This is a genomic window from Sphingomonas sp. ACRSK, from assembly GCF_022346685.1.
GTDB classification, from domain to species: Bacteria; Pseudomonadota; Alphaproteobacteria; order Sphingomonadales; family Sphingomonadaceae; genus Sphingomonas; species Sphingomonas molluscorum.
The window spans coordinates 23,956-45,706 of record NZ_JAKRNR010000012.1 but is presented as its reverse complement, the minus strand read 5'-3'; the positions used below and the strand labels follow the sequence as shown (position 1 = coordinate 45,706).

Annotated in this window: 20 protein-coding genes, 1 tRNA gene and 1 pseudogene; 8 read left to right on the top strand and 14 right to left on the bottom strand. The window is 71.0% G+C overall.

Annotated elements, in window-relative coordinates; all coding sequences use genetic code 11:
- Position 1: 1 nt before the first annotated feature.
- The 3 genes from MHZ35_RS08550 to MHZ35_RS08540 form a co-directional block, all read right to left on the bottom strand.
- Positions 2 to 1,339 (bottom strand): oligosaccharide flippase family protein, encoded by a 1,338-nt coding sequence (locus MHZ35_RS08550; protein WP_239435217.1) that lies wholly within the window; start codon positions 1,337 to 1,339, stop codon positions 2 to 4.
- Positions 1,340 to 1,519: 180 nt separating this feature from the next.
- Positions 1,520 to 2,275 (bottom strand): glycosyltransferase family 25 protein, encoded by a 756-nt coding sequence (locus MHZ35_RS08545; protein ID WP_239435216.1) that lies wholly within the window; start codon positions 2,273 to 2,275, stop codon positions 1,520 to 1,522.
- Entirely contained in the window at positions 2,272 to 3,129 is an 858-nt protein-coding gene (locus MHZ35_RS08540; protein WP_239435215.1) for a glycosyltransferase family 2 protein, read from the bottom strand. Before MHZ35_RS08540 ends, MHZ35_RS08545 begins: the two co-directional genes overlap by 4 nt.
- 213 nt (positions 3,130 to 3,342) lie before the next feature.
- On the opposite strand from MHZ35_RS08540, the gene MHZ35_RS08535 reads away from it, so the two are divergent.
- The 6 genes and pseudogenes from MHZ35_RS08535 to MHZ35_RS18185 form a co-directional block, all read left to right on the top strand.
- The gene (locus tag MHZ35_RS08535; RefSeq protein WP_239435214.1) at positions 3,343 to 4,542 is read left to right on the top strand and encodes an outer membrane beta-barrel protein; all 1,200 of its coding nucleotides are present in this window, start codon (positions 3,343 to 3,345) and stop codon (positions 4,540 to 4,542) included.
- 15 nt (positions 4,543 to 4,557) lie between these two features.
- Complete coding sequence (locus MHZ35_RS08530; RefSeq protein ID WP_239435213.1) at positions 4,558 to 5,391, top strand: polysaccharide biosynthesis/export family protein; 834 nt, start codon at positions 4,558 to 4,560, stop codon at positions 5,389 to 5,391.
- A gap of 4 nt (positions 5,392 to 5,395) precedes the next feature.
- Positions 5,396 to 6,754: a polysaccharide biosynthesis protein GumE gene (locus MHZ35_RS08525; RefSeq protein ID WP_239435212.1), complete on the top strand. Its 1,359-nt coding sequence runs from the start codon at positions 5,396 to 5,398 to the stop codon at positions 6,752 to 6,754.
- Positions 6,754 to 8,499: a type I secretion system permease/ATPase gene (locus tag MHZ35_RS08520; RefSeq protein ID WP_239435211.1), complete on the top strand. Its 1,746-nt coding sequence runs from the start codon at positions 6,754 to 6,756 to the stop codon at positions 8,497 to 8,499. Before MHZ35_RS08525 ends, MHZ35_RS08520 begins: the two co-directional genes overlap by 1 nt.
- 47 nt (positions 8,500 to 8,546) lie before the next feature.
- Positions 8,547 to 9,893: an HlyD family type I secretion periplasmic adaptor subunit gene (locus tag MHZ35_RS08515; protein WP_239435210.1), complete on the top strand. Its 1,347-nt coding sequence runs from the start codon at positions 8,547 to 8,549 to the stop codon at positions 9,891 to 9,893.
- Positions 9,894 to 10,601: 708 nt separating this feature from the next.
- Positions 10,602 to 10,685: pseudogene (locus MHZ35_RS18185) on the top strand (CHAP domain-containing protein); the annotation flags it as partial.
- A gap of 379 nt (positions 10,686 to 11,064) precedes the next feature.
- Here MHZ35_RS18185 and MHZ35_RS08510 read toward each other — a convergent pair.
- Positions 11,065 to 11,664, bottom strand: a complete 600-nt coding sequence (locus MHZ35_RS08510; RefSeq protein ID WP_239435209.1) for a TetR/AcrR family transcriptional regulator — start codon at positions 11,662 to 11,664, stop codon at positions 11,065 to 11,067.
- Positions 11,665 to 11,687: 23 nt separating this feature from the next.
- Between MHZ35_RS08510 and MHZ35_RS08505 the strand changes: the two genes are divergently transcribed.
- Together MHZ35_RS08505 and MHZ35_RS08500 are read left to right on the top strand one after the other, a co-directional pair.
- Positions 11,688 to 12,851 carry a cytochrome P450 gene (locus tag MHZ35_RS08505; RefSeq protein ID WP_239435208.1) on the top strand — a complete coding sequence of 388 codons (1,164 nt, stop codon included), beginning with the start codon at positions 11,688 to 11,690 and terminating at the stop codon, positions 12,849 to 12,851.
- Entirely contained in the window at positions 12,848 to 13,270 is a 423-nt protein-coding gene (locus MHZ35_RS08500; protein ID WP_239435207.1) for a DUF2147 domain-containing protein, read from the top strand. The genes MHZ35_RS08505 and MHZ35_RS08500 overlap by 4 nt, the downstream gene beginning before the upstream one ends.
- A gap of 58 nt (positions 13,271 to 13,328) precedes the next feature.
- On the opposite strand, the gene MHZ35_RS08495 is transcribed toward MHZ35_RS08500, so the two are convergent.
- The 10 genes from MHZ35_RS08495 to hisG all read right to left on the bottom strand — a co-directional run bounded on the left by MHZ35_RS08495 (position 13,329) and on the right by hisG (position 21,747).
- Positions 13,329 to 13,404: transfer RNA gene (locus MHZ35_RS08495), tRNA-Phe, on the bottom strand.
- A 31-nt stretch (positions 13,405 to 13,435) separates the two neighbouring features.
- The gene (locus MHZ35_RS08490) at positions 13,436 to 13,636 is read right to left on the bottom strand and encodes a DNA gyrase inhibitor YacG (protein ID WP_239435206.1); all 201 of its coding nucleotides are present in this window, start codon (positions 13,634 to 13,636) and stop codon (positions 13,436 to 13,438) included.
- Positions 13,614 to 14,594 carry a ribonuclease gene (locus MHZ35_RS08485; protein WP_239435205.1) on the bottom strand — a complete coding sequence of 327 codons (981 nt, stop codon included), beginning with the start codon at positions 14,592 to 14,594 and terminating at the stop codon, positions 13,614 to 13,616. The genes MHZ35_RS08490 and MHZ35_RS08485 overlap by 23 nt, the downstream gene beginning before the upstream one ends.
- Positions 14,595 to 14,598: 4 nt before the next feature.
- The gene (locus MHZ35_RS08480; RefSeq protein WP_239435204.1) at positions 14,599 to 15,168 is read right to left on the bottom strand and encodes a Maf family protein; all 570 of its coding nucleotides are present in this window, start codon (positions 15,166 to 15,168) and stop codon (positions 14,599 to 14,601) included.
- An 11-nt stretch (positions 15,169 to 15,179) separates the two neighbouring features.
- Positions 15,180 to 15,398 (bottom strand): translation initiation factor IF-1, encoded by a 219-nt coding sequence (infA, locus tag MHZ35_RS08475; RefSeq protein ID WP_003049127.1) that lies wholly within the window; start codon positions 15,396 to 15,398, stop codon positions 15,180 to 15,182.
- A gap of 150 nt (positions 15,399 to 15,548) precedes the next feature.
- Positions 15,549 to 17,711, bottom strand: a complete 2,163-nt coding sequence (locus MHZ35_RS08470) for a sodium-translocating pyrophosphatase (protein ID WP_239435203.1) — start codon at positions 17,709 to 17,711, stop codon at positions 15,549 to 15,551.
- Between the two features lie 587 nt (positions 17,712 to 18,298).
- Positions 18,299 to 19,216 (bottom strand): thiamine-phosphate kinase, encoded by a 918-nt coding sequence (gene thiL, locus MHZ35_RS08465; RefSeq protein WP_239435202.1) that lies wholly within the window; start codon positions 19,214 to 19,216, stop codon positions 18,299 to 18,301.
- A gap of 31 nt (positions 19,217 to 19,247) precedes the next feature.
- Positions 19,248 to 19,763 (bottom strand): transcription antitermination factor NusB, encoded by a 516-nt coding sequence (nusB, locus tag MHZ35_RS08460; RefSeq protein WP_446741033.1) that lies wholly within the window; start codon positions 19,761 to 19,763, stop codon positions 19,248 to 19,250.
- Between the two features lie 41 nt (positions 19,764 to 19,804).
- On the bottom strand, positions 19,805 to 21,091 hold the full coding sequence (gene hisD / locus MHZ35_RS08455; protein ID WP_239435201.1) for a histidinol dehydrogenase: 1,287 nt from the start codon (positions 21,089 to 21,091) through the stop codon (positions 19,805 to 19,807).
- The gene (gene hisG / locus MHZ35_RS08450; protein ID WP_239435200.1) at positions 21,085 to 21,747 is read right to left on the bottom strand and encodes an ATP phosphoribosyltransferase; all 663 of its coding nucleotides are present in this window, start codon (positions 21,745 to 21,747) and stop codon (positions 21,085 to 21,087) included. Before hisG ends, hisD begins: the two co-directional genes overlap by 7 nt.
- Between the last annotated feature and the right edge of the window lie 4 nt (positions 21,748 to 21,751).

The window sequence follows — 21,751 nt, the reverse complement described above, 5'->3', positions numbered from 1 at the left end:
CTCAGCCGCGTAGCGCGGTGAGGCGGGTGAGGGCGCGGCGGTCGAAGGTCCAGACGAGCAGGGCGTAGAGGAGCGCGCCGCCGGCGGTGAGCGAGGCGAGGCGGGGCGCGAGCGGCCACTCGCTTGCGAGGCTGCGGCCGGCCAGCACGAGGCCGGCCATGATCGTGGCGAGCGTGAGCGGCCGGACGATCGCCGCGAACTGGCGCGAGACGGGCAGCGCGGCGACGCGCGCGAGCACGCTGGCACCGGCGGGGATCGTCACCAGCATCCGCGCGCTGAATGCGGCGACGGCGGCCACGAAGCCGAGTTCGCGGGTGAACAGCACGGCCGCCATCGCGAAGCCGAAGCTGATCGCGGCATTCATCACCAGCGGGCCCTGCACGTCGAGGGTACGCATCAGCCCAGGGCTCAGCAGCCGCGTCATGCGCAGCCCCCAGAAGACGGCGAGCAGCTGCACCGCCGGCACCGCTGCCTGCCACCGCGTGCCGAAGACGAGCGGGACGGCATCGCCCGCGACGGCGGCAAGCCCGAAGAACAGTGGCAGCACCGCCAGGGTAATGGCGTGGGTGCCGACCACGAAGATGCGGGCGAGATCGTGGCCGGCGCGGTGCGCGGTCGCAAAGAAGCTCAGCGAGACGCGGCCGACCGAGGCGGTGATCATCGCCCCGAGCTCGTCGACCAGCCGCATCGCGAAGTTGAGCAGGCCGAGGTCGTGCAGCCCGTGGAACTTGCCGAACAGGAGCAGGAACCCGCGTACCGAAAGCGCGGTCAGTGCCGTTTCCGCCATGATCAGCCAGCCCATGCGCAGCAGCGGCAAGAGGCCCGCGTCGAAGCGGCGCCAGCGGGGGCGGCGTGGCTGGGTGCGCCACAGGAGGAGGACGCTGGCGGTGCTGCCGAGCAGGCTGCCGGCGACCAGGCTCCAGGGGCCCAGGCCAGCGGCGGCTGCGGCGAGCGTTCCGGCGATGCTGACGAGCTTGAACCACAGCATGCGCAGGGCAAGGCTGCGGGTGCGCATCTTGCGGGTGAGCAGGGCGGTCGGGAACTGCACCAGCGCCTGGAGCAGGCAGTCCAGCGCCTGCACGCCGATCAGCCACAGCAGCAGCGGCGCGCCGTAGAAGCTGGCGATGGGGGCGGCGATCAGCCAGCTGACCAGGGTCGCCAGGGTACCGAGGCCGAGCAGCACCCAGAAGAGCTGGTCGCTCAGGCGCGGCAACAGCTGCGGCGTGCGGAGCATCGCTTGGGGAACGCCGGCGAAGGCGAGCAGCTGGACGATCGCGACCACGGCGAAGGCGACCGAGGCCAAGCCGAAGTCCGACGGAGTGAGCAGCCGCGCCACCACCAGCGTGGAGGCAAGGGTCGCGACCGCGGAGAACAGGCTCTCCGCCGCCGCCCATGGCGCTGCCCGACGCAGGCGCGCGAGCAGGCCCGCGCGGGTGGCGGTACGAGTGCCGGGCAGGCTGGCGGTGTTCAGGAGGAGGCTCCCGGCGGTGTGCCGGTGGCAAGGGAATGCTGCACGCGCTCAGCCCCCGCGCAACGTGACGGCGCCGATCCGGCGCGCCTTTTCGACGCCGCGAACCAGGAACGAGCGCGCACGCTCGGCAGCTGTGAGCGGTTCGAGCACGCGGCGCGTGTCCTCGATGGTGGAGCCGTACTGGACCTCCATCACGGGGAAGGGGAAGACCGCGCGGATAGCCATGCCGTGCGCCCAGAACCGGTCCATCTCGTCATCGATCGGACGCTCGACACGGCGGATCGAGCGGCGGAAGCGCGCGGCGCCGCGGCGGGTGAGCAGATAGGCCTGGGTACCATAGGCCTTGCCCGAGAAGCGGGCGATGTGGCGGTGGAGGAAATGCGCCTCGTTGCGGATGCCCGCGGGCACCTTGGCGTAGAGGCGGAGGTAGTCGATCGGCCCCATCGCCTCGACCGCAGCGTCGAGCCGCTGGAAGAAGACGGGATCGAGCAGGAGATCGTCCTCCAGCGCCAGCAACAGATCGGCTTCGCTGTTGAACAGGAAGTCGGCCCAGAGCGCCCAGTGGCTGGCGAAACAGCCGAGCTCGCCCGGCGTGAGCACGCGGCCGCGGGCGATGCGGGCGCGGGCGGGATCATAGGGAAGCTCCGGCGGCGGCGTGCGCCAGCCGTCGAAGAAGCGCCAGTCGAGGCCGGTGGCATCCAGCTGCTCCGCCATGCGCACGCGGCGCTCGACCGAGCCCGGCAGGCTGATCACCCGCACCAGGACGCGCGGCGGGGGAAGGGGCGCCAGGGTTGCCGAGGTCACTGCGCCTGCCCCGCAGACGGGGCGAAGTAGCTGCGCGCGTAGCGGGCCGCGCCGGCGAGTTCCCACCAGAGGGTGGACGGGCGCGCCCGCATGCGTCGCGGCAGACCCGCCCAGCCGCGCAGGGCCGCGCGCGGCGCGCGGTCGTGGAGCAGCAGCTTGGCGTGGTAGGCGCCGCGGCCATAGTCATAGGCCTGGAACAGCCCGCGCACGTCCGCCGCCTTGCGGCCATGGTGGTGCGAGACGACGATGCTGGGGTCATAGGCCCCGGCCCAGCCGCGCAGGCTGCACCGGCAGGCGGCGTCGATGTCCTCCGCCGGAAAGCGGGCGCCACTGCCGAACAGCGGATCGAAGCCGCCGATCGCGTCGAGCGCGGCGCGGCGGAAGCCGAGGTTCGCGCCGCGGATCGCGCCGGGCGGCAAATAGCGGCCCGGCGGGAAGTGGCGCGGTTCGGTCGATTCGTTGACCGTGGCGGGGAAGTCGGCGGGATCGTGGAGCAGGATGCGCCCGCTGACATAGCCGACCTCCGGCCGCGCGAAGGCGGCGACGGTGCGGGTGAGCAGCGCCGGATCGGCGTAGCAATCGTCGTCGGTGAAGGCGATCAGCCGGCCGGCTGCAACCGCCAGCCCGGCGTTGCGCGCGTTGCTGAGGCCGGGAACCGGCTGGTGGGCGATGCGGACGGGGAACGGAACCCGGGCGGAGAACGCCTCGATCGTGGTCCGGGTCGCGTCGGTGGAGCCGTTGTCCACCATCACCAGTTCCCAGCTGCCGGAAAAGCGCAGGCCGGCCACCGCCTCAAGGCAGCCGCCGAGCTGGGTGGCGCGGTTGCGCGTGCAGATGATGAGCGAAATGTCCAAGCCGTCCTCCGCCGGGAATGCGGCTTGTCTATCGTCCCCGGGCACAGAACGGGAACGGGACTAGAGCCGAAATGGTCGGACACCGCGCCTCCGTGCAGGGGCATGGCGCGGCGCGGTGGCCGCGGCATCCCCTCCGAACCGGTCCGATCCGGCAGCGCACCGTTCCACCGAGAGGAGTAGGCAGGCGTCAGGTTCGGGGAACAGGGGGGCGGCATGGGAGTGGTGGGGATCGCTGTGCTCGCCGCAGGCACCATCACCACCATCGCGGCGCCGGTCTCGCTCGACGATCTGGCCGAGGACATCGCCAATCGGGCGCGCCTCGGGATGGAGGCGCGTGTGGTCTACGACGACAACATCCTGCGCCTGGACGGCGACCAGCCGGTGGCGCCGGACCGCAGCAAGGACGACGTTCGTACGACCCTTTCGGCCGTGGTCGACGTGGCGCAGCGGGTGAGCCGCCAGCGCCTGTTCCTGCGCGGGGCCGCGGGCTATGACTTCTATCGCGAGAACCGCTTCCTGAAGCGCGAGCGGATCGACGCGACCGGGGGCGTCGACTGGCAGGTCGGCGCGCGCTGCGACGGCGAGGCCTCGTTCCGCTACGGGCGCGGCCAGACCGACCTCAGCGACCTGGGTGCGCCGGTGCGCAACACGCGCGAGAGCCGGACGCTGACGCTGGACGGCGGCTGCACGCTGGGCGCCGGGATACATCCGGAGATCGGCTATCGGCGCCGGGTGATCGACAACAGTGCGGCGGTGCGGCTGCGGAGCGACCTGGAGGCGGAGCGCGTCTCGGCCGGCATCGCCGTCAATCGCGGGGGGCGGCTGGCGCTGGCGCTGGCCCTCTCGTCCGAGGCGCTCGATTTTCCGAACCGGCCGCTTGCCGATGGACGGCCGGACGCCACGCGGGTGCGAAGCGCCACCGGGCGCGTCACCGCGCGCGGCGCCGCGCTGATCGCAAGCGGAGTGCTCGGCTATGTCGCAGCCGACAGCCGGAATGCGGGCGCGCGCGACTTCTCAGGCTTGATTGGCGGGGCCTCGCTCGCCTGGACCCCCGTCCCGCGACTGCGCCTGCGCGCGTCGGCCGGCCGCGACGTGGATGCGAGCGGGGACGTGGCTGCCGGCTATTACCTGGCCGACCGGGGCGAACTGGTCGGTCGCTATCGGATCGGGCGCGCGGTTGATTTCGAGCTGGCCGGCAGGATCGAGCGACGGCGCTTCCGCGCGGTGGATCTGGCGAGCACCGGCGCGCGCAGCTTCGACCGCACGGCGGAGGCGCGGGCCGCGCTCGGCTGGTCCCCGGTCGAGCGGTTCCGGATCGGGCTGGAGGCGGTGCACGCCCGCCGCACCACCGACGCGCTGTACGGCACCTATCGCAGCACCCGGGGCATGCTGGTCCTCGGGCTGGCGTTCTGAAGAAAGGGGAGAGCCATGGGCAAGGGGATATGGGCCCGACGGATCGCCGCCGCGCTGGCGGCGGGGATGCTTGCTGGGACGAGTGGCGCGCAGGCGCAGGTGCCGATGCAGGGGACCGATGGACCGGTGCCTGCGGAGGCCATGGCAGGGGCGGCCGGTGACTATCGCCTGGGGCCGGACGACCAGCTGGAGGTCACCATCTATGGCCAGCCCGACATGCCGCTGCGGCTGCGGATCAAGCAGGACGGCAGCGTCTCGCTGCCCTTGATGGGGAGCGTCACCGCGGCACGGGAGACCCCGGTCGGACTGGCCGAGAAGATCCGCGCCGGCCTGGTTCAGGGGGGGTATCTCCGCGACCCGCGCGTCAATGTGGAGGTGACGAGCTATGTCAGCCGCAGCGTGACGCTGCTGGGGGCGGTGGTGCGCCCCGGCATCTACCCCCTGCAGGGCACGCAGCCGCTGTCCCGCGTGCTGGCGACGGCGGGCGGGCAGCGCGAGGGGAGCGAGACGGTGCTGCTGCGCCGCGGCGACGCCGCCCCGCAGCGCTTCTCGATTGAGGCCCTGGCCCGCGGCGGGGCCGGGGATCCGGTGTTGCAGCCGGGCGACCTGCTGTTCGTGCCCGCAGCCGAGCATTTCTACATCTATGGCCAGGTGCGCGCGCCGGGCAGCTTCCCGATCCGCGCGGGCATGACCTTTCGCCAGGCATTGTCGCAGGGTGGCGGGCCCAATGACGCGGGCACGCAGAACCGCATCCGCCTGACGCGGCGTGGGCAGCAGAGCGAGATCGCCGACCTGGATGCGCCGATCGAGGACGGCGACGTGATGTTCGTCCGCGAGCGGCTGTTCTAGCGCCGTGGCGGCCGAGGCGGCATCGGCGGCAAGCCGGGCGGACGCTGCGGAGGGTGCGAACGCGCCCGACCATGCGCCGCGGCTGCGGCGGTTCGCCCTGGCGACGCTGTGGCTGGCGCTGCTGTTCAACATCGCGCTTGCCTGGGTGAACGCCCACATCGTCGCCATCAACGGCAGCGTCGTGACGGCGGTGCAGGGGCTGGTGATGGGGCTTGCCCTGGCGGCCGGGCTGCTGCGGCGACGCGGCGGCTGGCGGCGCTGGACGGTGCTGCTGATCGCGGCGTGCCTCGCGTGGCTGCTGCTGTCGGTGGTGCGCCAGTCCTTGGAGCTCAAGTTCCTGGGCGATGCGGTGCTGATCCCCGCCTTTGCGCTGCTCGGCACGTGCCTGGGCCGGCGCGAACTGGTGCGCTGGCTGCTGGCGGCGCAGCTGCTGATCAGCCTGATCGCCGCCTGGGAACTGGCGGTGCCGAAGAGCTTCGCGGCGACGTTCAACGTCACCGCCTATTACGTCAACACGCGCGGGATCGAAGCGGAGACCTTCTGGTCGGGCGAGGGGGAGGGGCTGTTCCTGAACGTGGAGCGCCCGAGCGGGCGCAACCTGTTCGCAAGCTCCGGGCTGAACCGGGCCACTTCCGTCTTCCTGGAGCCGGTATCGCTGGGGAACTGGACCATCGTGGTGCTGATCGTGCTGGTGACGCTGTGGGGGCGGATCGGCTGGGGCACGCGGGCGACCTTGGTGCTCAGCGACCTGTTCCTGGTGGTGGCATGCGACGGGCGGTTCGCGCTGGTGTGCGCGTTCGGCATCCTCCTGGGGGTGCCGTTCGGCCGCTGGGGGCCGCGGCTGTGGCCGCTGGTCTACCTACCCGTGCTGGTGGCGACGCTGTTCGCGCTGCGGGCGGCAGAACTGCTGCCGCGCGGTGGCGACACCTTTGCGGGGCGTCTGCGCAAGGGAGTCGACTATCTGGGGCGGTTGGAAGTGGCGGACGTCTTCGGCGGCCAGTCGAGCGCCAACATCTATGCCAATGCGGATGCCGGCTGGGCCTATCTGATCCAGTCGCAGTCGCTGTTCGGCTTCCTCGCCTTCTGGCTGCTGGTGGTGCTGATGGCGCGCGAGCGCACGGCCGAGCTGCGCGCCTTTGTCAACGCGACCGCCATCTATGTCGCGCTGTGCATGCCGATCAGCTACTCGTTCCTCTCGATCAAGACGGTGGCACCGATCTTCGCGCTCTATGGCTGCCTGATCGCGGTGGCGCGGCGTTCGATCGCGCCGAGCGGGCTCGTGGGCCTGCCGATCCGGGCGGCGGCGCCCCGAGGGCAAGCGCCGCGCGTGGGGCCCGCGCTTGCCGCCTTCGGGGGCGGCTGATGCAGCGCAGCCGTCCTCCGCACCGCGTGCGGCGCAACCCGGTGCTGGGCGAAGCGCTTGCCGCCTGCCGTGCCCACCTGATCCATGCGGCGCTGTTCAGCGCGCTGCTGAACCTGCTCTACCTCGCGCCGTCGCTCTACATGCTGCAGGTCTATGACCGGGTGGTGCCGACGCGCGGCGTGGTGACCCTGGGCATGCTGACGCTGATCTTCCTGGCAGCGGTGGCAACGCTGGGGGTGCTGGACCTGCTGCGCACCCGCCTGCTGATCCGCGCCAGCGCGCGGCTCGACCGGCTGCTGGGGCCGGCGTTGATCGGAACGCTGCTGCAGGCGCCGAACGCACAAGGCCAGGGGGGCGTGCTGCTGCGCGAGTTCGACACGCTGCGCCAGACGATCACCGGCCTTGGCGTGATCGCGCTGTTCGATGCGCCCTGGTCCCCGATCTACATGCTGGTGTGCTTCCTGCTCCACCCGGCGCTGGGCGTGATGGCGGTGGCGTGTTCGGCGATCCTGCTGCTGCTGACCTTTCTGAACGAACGCGGCACCAAGGCGCTGATCCAGGATGCCTCTGCGGCCCAGCAGCATGGCTATCAGCGGGTCGATGCGAGCCTGGCGGGGGCAGGCGTGGTGCGGGCGCTGGGCATGCAGCCGGGACTCACGCGGCTGCACCTGCGCGACCGGCAACTCGCGCAGGCGCTGCAGACGCGCGCGGCCTTTGTCGGGGCGCGCTATCTGACCCTCGCGCGGACGGTACGGATCGCGATGCAGTCGCTGGCCCTGGGGCTGGGCGCGTTGCTGGCGATCGAGCAGCGGATTTCCGGCGGGACGATCTTTGCCGCCTCGCTGCTGATCGCGCGGGCGCTGGCGCCGATCGAGGGGATTACCGCCGCCTGGCGCAACATGATCCAGGCGCGGACCGCCTATGGTGCGCTGCTGGGGCTGTTCGACGCCGCCGGGCCCACCGGCGGGCAGACGCGCCTGCCGGAGGTGCGCGGCGAGGTGGCGGCCGAGCGCCTCTCCGTCGCCGATCCCGAAGGCGCGCGCCTGGTGCTGCACGGCATCGACCTGCGCATCGCCGCGGGGGAGATGGTGGGGGTGATCGGGCCGAGCGGTGCCGGCAAGTCGACGCTGGTGCGCGCCCTGGTCGGGGCGCAACCGGCAGCCGCCGGGGCGGTGCGGATCGACGGCGCCGCGCTCGTCGACTGGCCGGCGGAGCAACTGGCGGCGGCGATCGGCTATGTCCCGCAGGAGCCGACGCTGTTCGGGGGCACGATCAAGCAGAACATCGCGCGGTTCCGGAGCGCGGAAGGGAGCGAGGGGGCAGCGCTGGACGCGGAGGTGATCCGCGCCGCCCGCCAGTGCGGGGCGCACGATTTCATCCTGCGGCTGCCCCAGGCCTATGACACGCGGCTTGGATGGAACGGGGCCGGGCTGTCGGTGGGACAGGCGCAGCGGATCGCGCTGGCGCGCGCGCTGTTCGGGCGGCCGCGCGTGCTGGTGCTGGACGAGCCCAACGCCAGCCTGGACGCCCAGGGCGAGGCGCAGCTCTCCGCAGCGCTCGCCGAGCAAAAGCGCGCGGGCGTCACCATCATCGTGGTCGCGCACCGCACCGGCATCCTGGCGGCGAGCGACAAGCTGGTGGTGCTGCGCGACGGCCGGCTGGAGATGTTCGACACGCGCGAGGCCGTGGTCCGCCAGCTTTCGGGCGGCCGTGCCATCGCGGACGACGCGGGGGGGAGCGCATGAGCCGGAGCCCGGTGGGAGGAATCCGAGGTGCGCTGGCGCCACGACGCGTGCCCGCCGCAAGCGTGGCCGTCATGGCCGGAGCGGGCGAGTCTGCCGCCGATGGCGTGGAGCGGGAGGGGCGGATCGGCTGGCTGCTGGTGCTGCTGTTCTTTGGTGTCTTCCTGGGCTGGGCGGCGTTCGTGCGGCTGGATGCGGCCGCCTATGCGGGCGGCGCGGTGGCAGTGGCGGGAAACCGTCAGGCGGTGCAGCACCAGCAGGGCGGCATCGTCGCCGCGCTGCTGGTGCGCGAAGGCCAGCGGGTGGCGCGGGGGCAGGTGCTGATCGAACTGGCCGGCAGCGAGACGCGCGCCCTGGAGCGCTCGCTCACCGCGCAGGTGATCGCGCTGCAGGCGCAGCGTGCGCGGCTGACGGCGCAGCTGACCGGCGCGCCGCTGGAGCCGCCGCCGGGCTTTGCGAGCCTGGAAGGCGAGGACCGCATCGAGGCAGAGCGGGCGATGGCCTTGCAGCGCCGCGAGCTCGCCGCGAGCGAGACGGCGCTCACCGACCAGCGGGTGGTGGTCGCACAACAGGGCGCGCAGCTGGTGTCGCGCAGCATCGGCATCCGCGAGCAGCTGCGCGCGATCGACGCGCAGCAGCGGCTGCTGGAGGACGAACTGCGCGGGATGCGGGCGTTGGCGGTGAAGGGCTTTGCGAGCGAGAACCGCATCCGCGCGCTGGAACGCAGTGCTGCCGCCCTGGAGGGCGAGGCGGGGCGGCTGCGCGCGAACGACGCGGAAGTGCGCGAGCAGATCGGCGAGAAGCAGTTGCAGAGCCGCTCGCTCACCTCCGACGACCGGCAGCAGCTGACGGACTTGCTCCGCACGACCGAGTTCACGCTCAACGACCTGATGCCCAAGCTCAGCGCGGCGCGGGAGGCGCTGGCGAACACGCTGATCCGGGCGCCGGCGTCGGGCCAGGTCGTGGGGCTGACGGTGCACACCGTGGGCGGGGTGATCGGCGCGGGCGAGCGGCTGATGGAGATCGTGCCCGAGCGGGTGGCGCTGGTGATCCAGGCGCGGATCGCGCCCGACGACGCCGACGACCTGTTCGTCGGGCAGGAGGCGGAAGTGCGTATCCCGGCGCTCCATGCGCGGGCGCTGCCGCCGATCCTGGGGACGATCAGCCGCTTGTCCGCCGACAGTTTCGAGGACCAGCGCACCGGCACCCATTACTACACGGGCGAGGTGGTGGTGCCGGAGGCGGGCCTGGCCGTCATGCGCCGCCATGCGCGCGGGCGGGAGATCAAGCCGGGGCTGCCCGTCGAAATCCTGATCCCGCTCCGACGCCGGACCCTGCTGCAATATCTTCTGGAGCCGCTGGACCAGAGTTTGTGGCAAAGCTTTCGAGAACATTAAACTATTGGCCTGAACTCCGTTCGTCGTGATTTTGGAACAGAATCTTTTGCTTGACCGTTGAGACTGCGAAAGGAACTATCGTGGAGTCGGAGAGCGGGGCAGCCCGCCGAGGAGAGGATGACGATGAAGGTGCCATTCGAACAGCTTGAAGACACGATGCCTGCATCGTTGGCACTGAGCTTCCTTATCTCAGCTGTGGTCGGTGCCGTGATCTGGTCTCTGGTGTTGTTCGCTATTCTCTGAGCATCGGCTGCGGCCGGGAAAAACACTAGACCGCGGGCAGGTTATTTGTGCAGCGCAACGGGCGTCGATCTTGGGTCCTCACGGGCAAGATGGGCGCCTTTGCTGTATTCAGCGACATTGAGCGCGGCGGAAGCCCGCTACAAGTTCCGCAGGTGCGAACGTCTTTCGGAGAACACAGCGGCGCCTCGATGTAGCTTCGTCGGGCTCCGTTCGGCGCGTAGGATTGGCGCGGCGCTCCAGCGGTATCCGGCCTTTGCATGAAAGCCGGGCGGAGAGGCAGGCGCGCTGTGCTGGCCGCCTGCGTCGCAGAATCGGCGGGGCACGCGATTCGGTGTTTCAGGACGCGTCTGACACGACGCTGGTGTCCGATGGCGCTTTCCGAGCCGACGGATGGGCGCTCGCCGGGACGATAGTTCAATTGCCACACTGCCACACCCCAAGGAAGGCACGGTCGTGTCGTGCGAAGCCGGTCGCAGCATGCCGACGGGCCATGTAGCGATGGTCTTCAAGGTGGTGAGCGACCGTGAGGTCCTGCTGCGGGAAGCGGATGGGAAGCGACCTTGCCTTGGACGAGAAAGGTCGGGCTCGTAACGGGGCGCTGTGAAGTTCCCGGTCGCGTGACGGCGCCCGGCTAGGGGCGAGAAGGTCGCGGGGCTTCTTCCGGGCCGAGCGAGTTGCTGAAGACGTATCGCGGCGGGAGTATCGGCGTGCCGGCCCGCAACGATGTCGGCGTCCGCCGATCCCGCCAGGGGCGCCGATAGGTGAACGCTGCATCGTGACGCGCGGCTGGTTCGCGTCCCTATTCGTGTTGGAAGAAGGCCGTGCCGAGCGCAAGGCGACCGGATCAGGGCTGCTCCGGCGTGTCACCGGGGTGTTCTGGCCGTGTCGCGTGGGTCGCGCCGCAAGCCATCATCGTCGATCGCGGTTGTCAGGCGTCGGCCGCTCGGGCGAGGGGGGCGAATACGAGGCGGTCGATGATATCCGCGACCGCTGCTGCGTCCTCCTGGCGATCCGCTTCCAGCCACCACCGCAGGATCGCAAGCGTTGCGGCGACGCCGTGGGCAATGCCCAGATCGCGGGGCAGCCATGGCTGGACCGGCGTTTCGACACCGCCGGCGGCGGCGATGGCGCGCGCAGTGATGTCGCGTCGCATGACCTCTCCCGCGCCGACGAGCAGGGCGCGGCAAAGCGGGCGGCGCGCCTCGACGAAACTCGCCAGCGCCAGAGCGGCACCGCGCGTATCCTGTGCGACGACCAAGGGCGCGATGCGGGCGAGAAGCTCACCGATCCATTGATCGGCGATGTCGCCCAGCAATGCCTCCGGCGAGGGATAATGGCGGAAGAAGGTCGCGTAGCCGACGCCGGCCCGCTTGGTGATCGCCGCCACGGTCACCTCTTCGAACGGCGTTTCCGTGACGAGGGTGAGCAGCGCGGCGTGCAGCGCGCGACGCGACTTGGCGATGCGGGGGTCGGCGTGTGCCGTGTCCCTTGACTTGCCGGGCGGGGTCGCCACTTTATGATCCACCATGTATCATAAGTAGGCGTATCGAGATGACCGATCAAGCGATCTCCGGTTTCTGCCCCGTGTCGGCGCGGGACGACCGCAAGTCGGCGGCTGTCGCGCGGGCCGGGCAGGGCGGCGTGCAGATGCGCGTCGTGCGCGATTTCGCGGAAGCCCGCGGGCTGCTGCGCAATCCGGACGCGCGGCAGGCAGGATTCCTGGCGGACCTGGTGAACAAGGTGTCGCTCACCCGCGCCCCGATCCTCTACCAGCACGGAGCGGAGCACCGGCGGCAGCGCGGCGCGACCGCGCGCTTCTTTGCGCCGCGGGTGGTGACCACCGCCTATCGCGCGCTGATGGAGCGCACGAGCGACGAACTGGTCGCGCGCCTCAGGGCGACAGGACGCGGCGACTTGGACACGCTCGGGCTGGAGATGGCGGTGACGATCGCGGCGGAAATCGTCGGGCTGACCGACAGCGACCGCGCCGGCATGGCGAAGCGGCTGGGCGCGCTGGTGACCGGCATGCCGCAGGGTGGATCGTGGCTGGCGACGGTGCTCGGCTTCGCACGCGGGCAGCTGCGCGCGCTCAATTTCCTGCTGCGCGACGTCCGGCCGGCGGTCGCGGCGCGGCGTCTGCAGCGGCGCGACGACGTGATCTCGCACCTGCTGGACGAGGGCTATTCGGAGCGCGAGATCCTGACCGAATGCCTGACCTATGGTGCGGCGGGCATGATCACCACGCGCGAATTCCTGACCATGGCCGGCTGGCACCTGCTGGAGGACGATGCGCTGCGCGACCGCTTTCTTGGGGGCGACGAAGGCGTGCGGATCGCGATCCTGGAGGAGATCCTGCGCCTCGAACCGGTGGTGGGCATGTTGTTTCGCAGGACCGAGGCCGAGAGCGAGGTCGTCGCGCTGGACGTGCGGGGCGCGAATGGCGACGCGGCGGCCGTCGGAAGCTGCCCGCATCGGCTCGATCCGGACCGAAGCCCGGCCGAGCGGGTCGGACGCGCCGGGCTTGCCTTTGGCGACGGCGAGCATCGCTGCCCCGGAGCCCAGGTCGCGCTGCAAGAGGCGGCGATCTTCCTCGATCGGCTGCTGCGTGTCCCCGGCCTCCGGCTGGCACGCACGCCGGACATCGGCTGGAACGCGCTGATCGCAGGCTATGAACTGCGCGGTGCGACGCTCGTGTGCGAAGGAGCAGCGGCATGATCGCGCGCTTCGCCATCGCCGCTGTTGCGGTGACGCTGCCGCTGGGGACAGCGGCAGCGGCCGCCCCGACCAGTCCGGCCGGGCGCTGGCTGACGGAGGGCAATCAGGCGATCGTGGAGATCGCCCCCTGCGGGACGGCGCTGTGCGGCGCGATCGTCAAGGTCCTGAAGCCAGACCCGAAGGCGCCGAAGACCGACGTCAACAATCCGGATCCCAGCCTGAGGAACCGCTCGACGAGCAGCCTGCGGATCCTCACCGGCTTTGTCCCGGACAAGGCGCGGTGGAAGGGGCAGGTGTATGATCCGCGCAGCGGCCGCACCTACAAGTCCTTCCTGGCAGTGCAGGCGGACGGGACGCTGGCGCTGACCGGCTGCGTCTGGAAGCTGTGCCAGACTCAATCCTGGCGAAGGGCACAATGACGGGACAGGTCGGTGCCTGACGGTGTCAGCCCGGGAGCAAGGATCGCGATGTGGAGAGTGGTGCCCAGGGACGGGATCGAACCGCCGACACTGCGATTTTCAGTCGCATGCTCTACCAACTGAGCTACCTGGGCATTCCGTCCTGAACCGGACAGAGCGCGCCTGTTAGTCGCCGGATTCGTCGCTGTCCAGCCCGCCCGCAGAAATTCTTTCGGACGGCGCCTGGGTGCCCGGCAAGCGATAGCCTTCGCCCAGCCAATTGAGCAGATCGCGGTCGCGACAGCCCTGGCTGCAGAAAGGAGCGTGCTGCGCGGCCACGGGAGCACCGCACAGCGCGCAGACGTCACGGGAAGCGCGCTTGGACATGGCCTGCGGATATGGCGAGGGCGGGGTCCTCCCGCAAGGCGACGGGCGCGCCGATGCGGTTTGCAAGCTCGGCCAGCCATGCCGGGCGGGCGGCAAGGTGTGCGATCAGCGAAGGGTGTGCGGTGAGCGTGCGCTCGCCGGCGCCGCCGGTGCGCTCGGCGCGGCGCAGCAGCGCGCGGGCGTGGGCGGCCACGGGATCGTGCGCATAGAGCTCGGGGATAGACACGCGGGCGCGGCGACGGACGATCTGCACGAAGCCGAAGCCGTTGACGGCGGTGCGCTCGAACGGCTGGGGGAGGGCCGCGTCGATCGCGGCGGCGGCGGCCTGGCGTGCGGCCTTGTCGCCGGCGTCCGGCAGGTCGATGCCGATGGAGCCGCCAACGTCGAGGCGGCGGATGGCGCGGGCGGCGGCGGCGGCTCCGGCGACGGCGAGCGCGGCGGGCGCCTGCTCGCCGTCGACGTCGATCAGCGTCATCGCCGGGGTGAGCGAGAGGGTGAGGCTGCCGGTCGCGAATGCCACCTGGCCGGTGACGGCTTCCTCCAGCAGCGTGGACCAGCTGGCGTCCTCGAGCAGGTCGGCGTCGAAGCGGCCGAGCAGCTGGGCGTCGGGAAGGCGCTGGATGAGGTCGGGGCCGGGGCCGGGCGTCGCGCCTTCGAGTGCCGGACGCGCGCGGGCGCGCTTGGGCTTGCCGGGCTCGGGAAGCGGCGGGCGGGTGATCTCGACCAACAGCGTGGCGCCCTCGGGCGTTGCGCGGGGCAGGGGGGCGAGCATCGCCTCGCCGCCGTCCCAGACGACAACGCCTTCGTTGCGCTGGGTCAGGCGCTTGGCGAGTCGGGCGGCGAGCACGGTGCCGGCGCGCAGGCTATCGTCGGGCTCGATGCAGGCTTCAAGGATGCTGTCGCCGTCGAGCAGCGCGGCGCGGGTTTCGCCGATCCCGCGCTCGACGATCCAGCGCATGCGATCAGGCGAAGCGGTAGCCGCTGGATTCCAGCAGCGCGCGGGTGTCGAACAGCGGCAGGCCGACGACGCCGGAGTGGCTGCCCGACAGGAAGCGCACGAAGCTTTCGGCGCGACCCTGAATGGCGTAGCCGCCCGCCTTGCCCTCACCCTCGCCCGAGCGGAGATACCAGTCGATCTCCTCGTCGGTGAGCCGCTTGAACGCGACCACGGAGTCGGCGACGCGCACGCGCGCCTTGCCGTCGAGCCCGATCACGCACACGGCAGACAGGCAATGGTGTCGGCGGCCGGACAGCAGGCCGAGCATCGCGCGATGATCGGCTTCGTCGGCAGGCTTGTTGAGGATGCGGCGGCCGACGCCGATGGTGGTGTCGCCGGCAACGACGATCTCGTCCGGCTCGCGGGCGACGGCGCGCGCCTTTTCCTCGGCCAGCCGCAGCGCATAGGGACGCGGCAGTTCGCCGGGGCGGGGGGTCTCGTCGAGCTCCGGGCCGGCGATGCGATCGGGCACGACGCCGAGTCGCGCCAGCAACTCGCGGCGGCGCGGGGAGGTGGAGGCGAGGACGAGCCGCATTGGCTCGGGCCTTATTTGAAGCGGTAGGTGATGCGACCCTTGGTCAGGTCGTACGGGGTCAGCTCGACGAGCACCTCGTCGCCGACCAGCACGCGGATGCGGTTCTTGCGCATCTTGCCGGCAGTGTGGCCGAGAATCTCATGGTCGTTCTCAAGCCGGACGCGGAACATGGCGTTGGGCAGAAGCTCCACCACCTGACCGCGCATTTCCAGAAGTTCTTCTTTTGCCAAAAAATCCTCGCAGGGCTGAAAAGTCGCGGTGCCTTACTCCGGGCGCCGCCAAAAGGAAAGGCGGACGCGGTTCCCGCACGGGCCGCCGCACATCCGACGCGCCCGATATGGGGAGGCTGTTGCCCAAAGTCCACGCAGCGCGGGCGCGCCTCAGGCGCCGGCGAGGGCCGCGAGCAGCAGCAGGGCGACGATGTTGGTGATCTTGATCATCGGGTTCACGGCCGGGCCGGCGGTGTCCTTGTAGGGATCGCCCACCGTGTCGCCGGTGACGGCGGCCATGTGCGCTTCCGATCCCTTGCCGCCGTAGTTGCCGTCCTCGATGTATTTCTTGGCATTGTCCCAGGCGCCGCCCCCCGAGGTCATCGAGATGGCCACGAACAGGCCGGAGACGATGACGCCGAGCAGCATCGCGCCCAAGGCCGCGAAGCCCTGCGCCTGGCCGGCGACCGCGGCGATGACGAAATAGACGAGGATCGGCGAGAGCACGGGGAGCAGCGAGGGGACGATCATCTCGCGGATCGCGGCGCGGGTGACGATGTCGACGGTGTGGGCATAGTTGGGGCGGCTGGTGCCCGCCATGATGCCGGGATCGTCGCGGAACTGGCGGCGGACGTCCTCCACCACCGATCCCGCCGCGCGGCCGACCGCGGTCATGCCGAACGCACCGAAGAGGTAGGGAAGGAGGGCGCCGAGCAGCAGCCCGACGATGACGTACGGGTTGGAGAGCGAGAAATCGACGGCGAGGTCGGGGAAGAAGCGGTTGAGGTCGGTGGTGTAGGCGCCGAACAGGACCAGCGCGGCGAGGGCTGCGGAGCCGATCGCATAGCCCTTGGTCACCGCCTTGGTGGTGTTGCCGACGGCGTCGAGCGCATCGGTGCGCTGGCGGACGTCGTCGGGCAGGCCGGCCATCTCGGCGATGCCGCCCGCGTTGTCGGTGACCGGGCCATAGGCGTCGAGCGCCACCACCATCCCGGCGAGCGCCAGCAGCGCGGTGGCGGCAAAGGCGACGCCGATGATCCCGGCAAGCTGATAGGACGCGATCACTGCGACCACGATCACCAGCGTGGGGAGCGCGGTGGACTCAAGGCCGATGGCCAGGCCCTGGATGACGTTGGTGCCGTGGCCGGTGGCCGACGCGCGCGCGATCGAGCGGACCGGGCGATAGCGGGTGCCGGTGTAATATTCGGTGATCCACACCAGCAGCGCGGTGACGCCCAGGCCGATCATCATGCACCAGAACAGGTCCATGCCGGTGAAGTGGGTGGACGCGGTGGCGGCTGTGCCGAGCGCGCCCTCGACCGTCAGCGCATCGTCGAGGGGATCGAGGAAGCCGGCGCCGCCGATCACCTGGTCGAGGTCGCCGAGCGCCCAGCGGCAGGCGAGATAGATGAGCGGGACCGCGAGCACGATCGTGGTCCACAGCCCCTTGTAGAGCGCGCCCATGATCGAGCCGGTGCGGCCGAGCCGGACCATATAGGTGCCGGCGATCGAGGCTAGGATGCAGGCGCCGCCCACCACCAGCGGCAGCGCCATCAGCGCCAGCAGCTCGGCGGAGGAGGCCTGCACCAGCAGCGCGATCGACACCATGGTGAGCCCCAAGGTGACGACATAGGTTTCGAACAGGTCGGCGGCCATGCCGGCGCAGTCGCCGACATTGTCGCCGACGTTGTCGGCGATCACGGCGGGGTTGCGGGGATCGTCCTCCGGGATGCCGGCCTCGACCTTGCCGACCAGGTCGGCGCCGACGTCGGCGGCCTTGGTGAAAATGCCGCCGCCCAGCCGCGCGAAGATGGAGATGAGCGACGCGCCGAAGGCGAGCGCGGTGAGCGCCTCGACCACTTCGCGGTCGTTGGGGGCATGGCCGGCGACGGAGACGAGATACCAGAAGAGGCCGGCGATCGCGAGCAGGCCGAGGCCTGCGACCAGCATGCCGGTGATGGCGCCCGATCGGAAGGCGAGGGTGAGGCCGGCCTGGAGCGAGCGGCGCGACGCTTCTGCGGTGCGGACGTTGGCGCGGACGGAGATGGTCATGCCGACATAGCCGGCCGCGCCCGACAGCAGCGCGCCGAGGACGAAGCCGGCGGCGGAGAGCAGGCTGACGCTTGGCACGAGGAGGATCGCGACGAGCACGCCGACGACGGCGACCGCGCGATACTGGCGCCCGAGATAGGCGCCGGCGCCCTCCTGGATGGCGGCGGCGATCGCCTGCATCCGGGCGTCGCCGGGGGAGGCGCGCAGCACCTGGCCGGCGGTGAAGACTCCGTAGAGAACGGCGAGGACGCCGCATGCCATGGCGAAATAGACGATCGTCATCTGCCCCTCCTGTCCGAGGTGGCCCGGCGTTCGTGCGTCGGGTCTAACCCATCGGCGCGAGCATATGCCGATGCGGCGGGAGCACAAGGGCGTTCGGGTGGGGGAACAGCGCCGCCGACCTCACGCGCCTCTCCTTCCGCGCGCGCGCGTCTCCTTCCGTTTGTCTCGAGCAGGGATCGAGCTCTGTCGAGAGCCCGTGTCGAGAGAGCCGCGGCCGGTTTCTCGAGACGCCGTCTCGACAAGCTCGACGGCTCCTCGAAACGAACGGGGATGTCCGACCCCGCGGGGCGGTGACGACGCTGCGCATGCCCGTTCGTCCTGAGGTGCCATTGAGCGAAGTCGAAATGACGTATCAAAGGACCGGCGCAGGTGCTTCGATACGGGGCTTCGACAAGCTCAGCCCCTACTCAGCACGAACGGTTCTCGCTCTAGCCGCCGTGATGGGGCAGCCGATCCGTAGGCAACCCTGTACCCCGGCAAAGGCCGGGGCCCAGTTGGGGGACGGGAGCGAAGGTGCGAACCGTTACCGAGTGCGTCGCAACTGGACCCCGGCCTTCGCCGGGGTACGGGGGGGGGGCAGGCCTCGCCTATCCGCCGTGGTGTTGAAAGCCGAGTCGCGTTGGGAGCGGTATGGGGGCGCCGTTGTCGGTGAGGACGAGGCCGGGCTCGGCGTGGAAGCGTCCCACCTGGGTGGCGGGTACCGGCGGCGTGACACCGGGAGAAAGCGCGAACAGCAACTCGTAGTCGTCACCCGCAGTCGCGGCGGCGAGGCGGGCCGCGGGGGAGTCGCCGGCGTGGCGGAGGAGGTCGGCGGAGCGGGGTACGTCGGCCAGGTCGATCGCAACGCCGATGCCGCTGGCGGCGGCCATGCGGCTGGCGTCGAGCAGCAGGCCGTCCGACACGTCCATCATCGCGTGAACCACCGGCGCGAGCGCGCGGCCCTCGGCCAGGCGCGGGGTGGGGCGGCGGTAGTGGTCGAGCAGCGCCGGCGGCCCCTCGGCACCGCGGGCGATGGCGAGGCCAGCGCCGGCGTCACCGATGGTGCCGGTGACCCACAGCGCGTCGCCTGCGCGCGCGCCGTTGCGGGCGGGGGTCGCGGCGCTGTGGCCGATCGCGGTCAGCGACAGGAAGCGCGGGCTGCCGGCCGGCTGGCGGACGGTGTCGCCGCCGAGCAGGGGGCAGTCGAAGGTGGCGAGCCCGGTGGCGAGTCCCGCGAGGAACGCGCGATCCCAGGCGTCATCGCCGAGCGGGTAGCCGAGCAGCACGCCGACCGGCGTCGCGCCCTTGGCGGCGAGGTCGGAGAGGTTGGTCGCCAGCAGCTTCCAGGCGACGGTGTCGGCCGGATCGTCGGGCAGGAAATGCACGCCCTCCACCAGCAGGTCGCTGGTGAGGACGGTGGCGGGCGTGTTCCCGGCGGGCAGCACCGCCGCGTCGTCCGTGAGCCCGCGCGCAGCGGGGTGGAGCGGCAGCGCGCGCAGCGCCTCCAGGAACTCGGCCTCTGTCATGCGGCGGTTGTGCCCCGGACGGGGCGGCGCGTCACGCCTCCGGTGCTTCCGTTGCAGCCGGCGAGCCGCCGCGCACGGTCTTGGCGACGCCATCGAGCAGGCCGTTGACGAAGCCCTTTTCGCGGCGGTCGTAGAAGGCGTCGGCGACGTCGATGTATTCGCTGATGACGGCGGCGGCGGGGACGTCGACGCGGGCGATCAGTTCATAGGTGCCGGCGCGCAGGATCTGGCGCATCGGCTTGTCGAGGCGGTCGAGCGACCAGCCTTCGGAAAGCTTGGCGGTGATGGCGCGGTCGATCTCCTCGCGGCGGGCGTCGACACCGCGCACGACGTCGTCGAAGAAGGCGATGTCGGCCTCGGCATATTCGACGCCCTCGATGGTCGCGCCCAGCCGGTGCTGGTGGAACTCGTGGAGCAGCGTCGGGATCGGCGTGCCCTCCATCTCCTGCTGGTAGAGCGCCTGGACGGCGGCGAGGCGGGCGGCGGCGCGGGCCTGGCGGAGCGCACGGGGGCGAGGATTGGGCGTGGTCATGATCAGGTCGTCCATTGGCCGGGGCGCAAGGAGAATGCGCGCGCCGGCGGGAAAGTTCAGGAAAGGCGGATCGCGACCGAGCGGGCGTGGGCGGGAAGCCCCTCCGCCTCGGCCAGCGTGACTGCGGCCGGGCCGATACGCCCAAGTGCCGCGGCATCCAAGCCTAAGAAGCTGGTACGCTTCATGTAATCGAGCACCGACAGGCCCGAGGCGAAGCGGGCGCGGCGGCCGGTGGGCAGCACATGGTTGGGGCCCGCGACATAGTCGCCGACCGCCTCGGGCGTGTGGCGGCCGAGGAAGACGGAGCCGGCGTTGCGGACGCGGTCGAACAGCGGCTCGGGATTGTCGACGGCGAGTTCGAGATGCTCGGGCGCGAGGCGATCGACCAGCGGCATCGCCTGGTCGAGGCGTTCGACCAGCACGATCGCGCCGTTCGCGTCCCAGCTGTCGCGGGCGACGGCCTTGGTGGCGAGGGTGGCGATCTGGCGATCGACCGCCTCGGCGACGGCATCGGCGAAGAGCGCGTCGTCGGTGAACAGGATCGACTGGCTGGTGGGATCGTGCTCGGCCTGGCTGAGCAGGTCGGCGGCGATCCATTCGGGATCGTTGGCGCCGTCCGCCACCACGACGATCTCGGACGGGCCGGCGACCATGTCGATGCCGACGACGCCGTAGAGCTGGCGCTTGGCCTCCGCGACCCAGGCATTGCCCGGACCGGTGACGACGTCGACCGGCTTGATGCGTTCGGTGCCGTAGGCGAGGGCTGCGATCGCCTGCGCGCCGCCGATGCGCCAGACCTCGTCCACGCCCGCAAGCGCGGCGGCGGCGAGGACGAGCGGATTGACCACGCCATCCGGGGTGGGCGTCACCATCACCAGCCGCTCGACGCCCGCGACCTTGGCGGGGACGGCGTTCATGAGGACGGAGGACGGATAGGCGGCGCGGCCGCCCGGCACATAGACGCCGGCGGCCTGGACCGCGCGCCAGCGGGCACCCAGGCGGACGCCCGCGTCGTCCACACTGTCGCTGTCTGCGGGACGCTGCTTGGCGTGGTAGGCGACGATGCGGTCGTGGGCGAGTTCGAGCGCCGCACGCAGATCGGGGGCGAGCCCTTCGAGCGCGGCGATGCAATCGGCCTGCTCGATGCGCCAGCCAGTCTCTTCCGGATCGTGGCGGTCGAAGCGGCGGGTGAAGGCGGCGAGCGCGGCATCCCCCTCGTCCCGCACGGCGGCGAGGATCGCGCGCACGTCGCGGGCGACGTCGGCATCGGCCTCGCGGCGGGCGTCGACGAGCTCGGCAAAGCCGCGCTCGAAATCGAGATCGGTGAAGTCGAGCCTCAGCATGCGGTCTTCTCCATCACCGCACGGCGGAACGCGTCCACCAGCGGCACCACGTCGGGCCGGGTCTTGAAGGCGGCGCGGTTGGCGACGAGGCGCGAGCTGACCTCGGCGATCACCTCGACCTCGACCAGGCCGTTTTCCTTGAGCGTGCGGCCGGAGGAGACGAGGTCGACGATGCGCGGCGCGAGGCCGAGCACGGGGGCGAGCTCCATCGCGCCGTTCAATTTGACGCACTCCGCCTGCACGCCGCGGCGGGCGAAGTGCTGGCGGGTGACGTGCGGATATTTGGTGGCGACGCGCACATGGCTCCAGCCGCGCGGATCATCGTGCTCGGCCATGCCGGCGGGCTCGGCGACCGAGATGCGGCAATGCCCGATGCCGAGGTCGACGGGGGCGTAGAGCTCCGAATATTCGAACTCGGCGAGCACGTCGGAGCCGACGATGCCGAGCTGGGCGGCGCCGTGGGCGACAAAGGTCGCCACGTCGAACGCGCGCACGCGGATCAGGTCCACGGCGGGCGTGTTGGTGCGGAAGCGCAGCGCGCGGCTGCCCTCGTCCGAAAAGGCGGCTTCCGGCACGATGCCGACGGCCGCGAGCAGCGGCAGCGCCTCTTCGAGGATGCGCCCCTTGGGGACGGCGAGAATGAGCGGATCGGTCATGAGC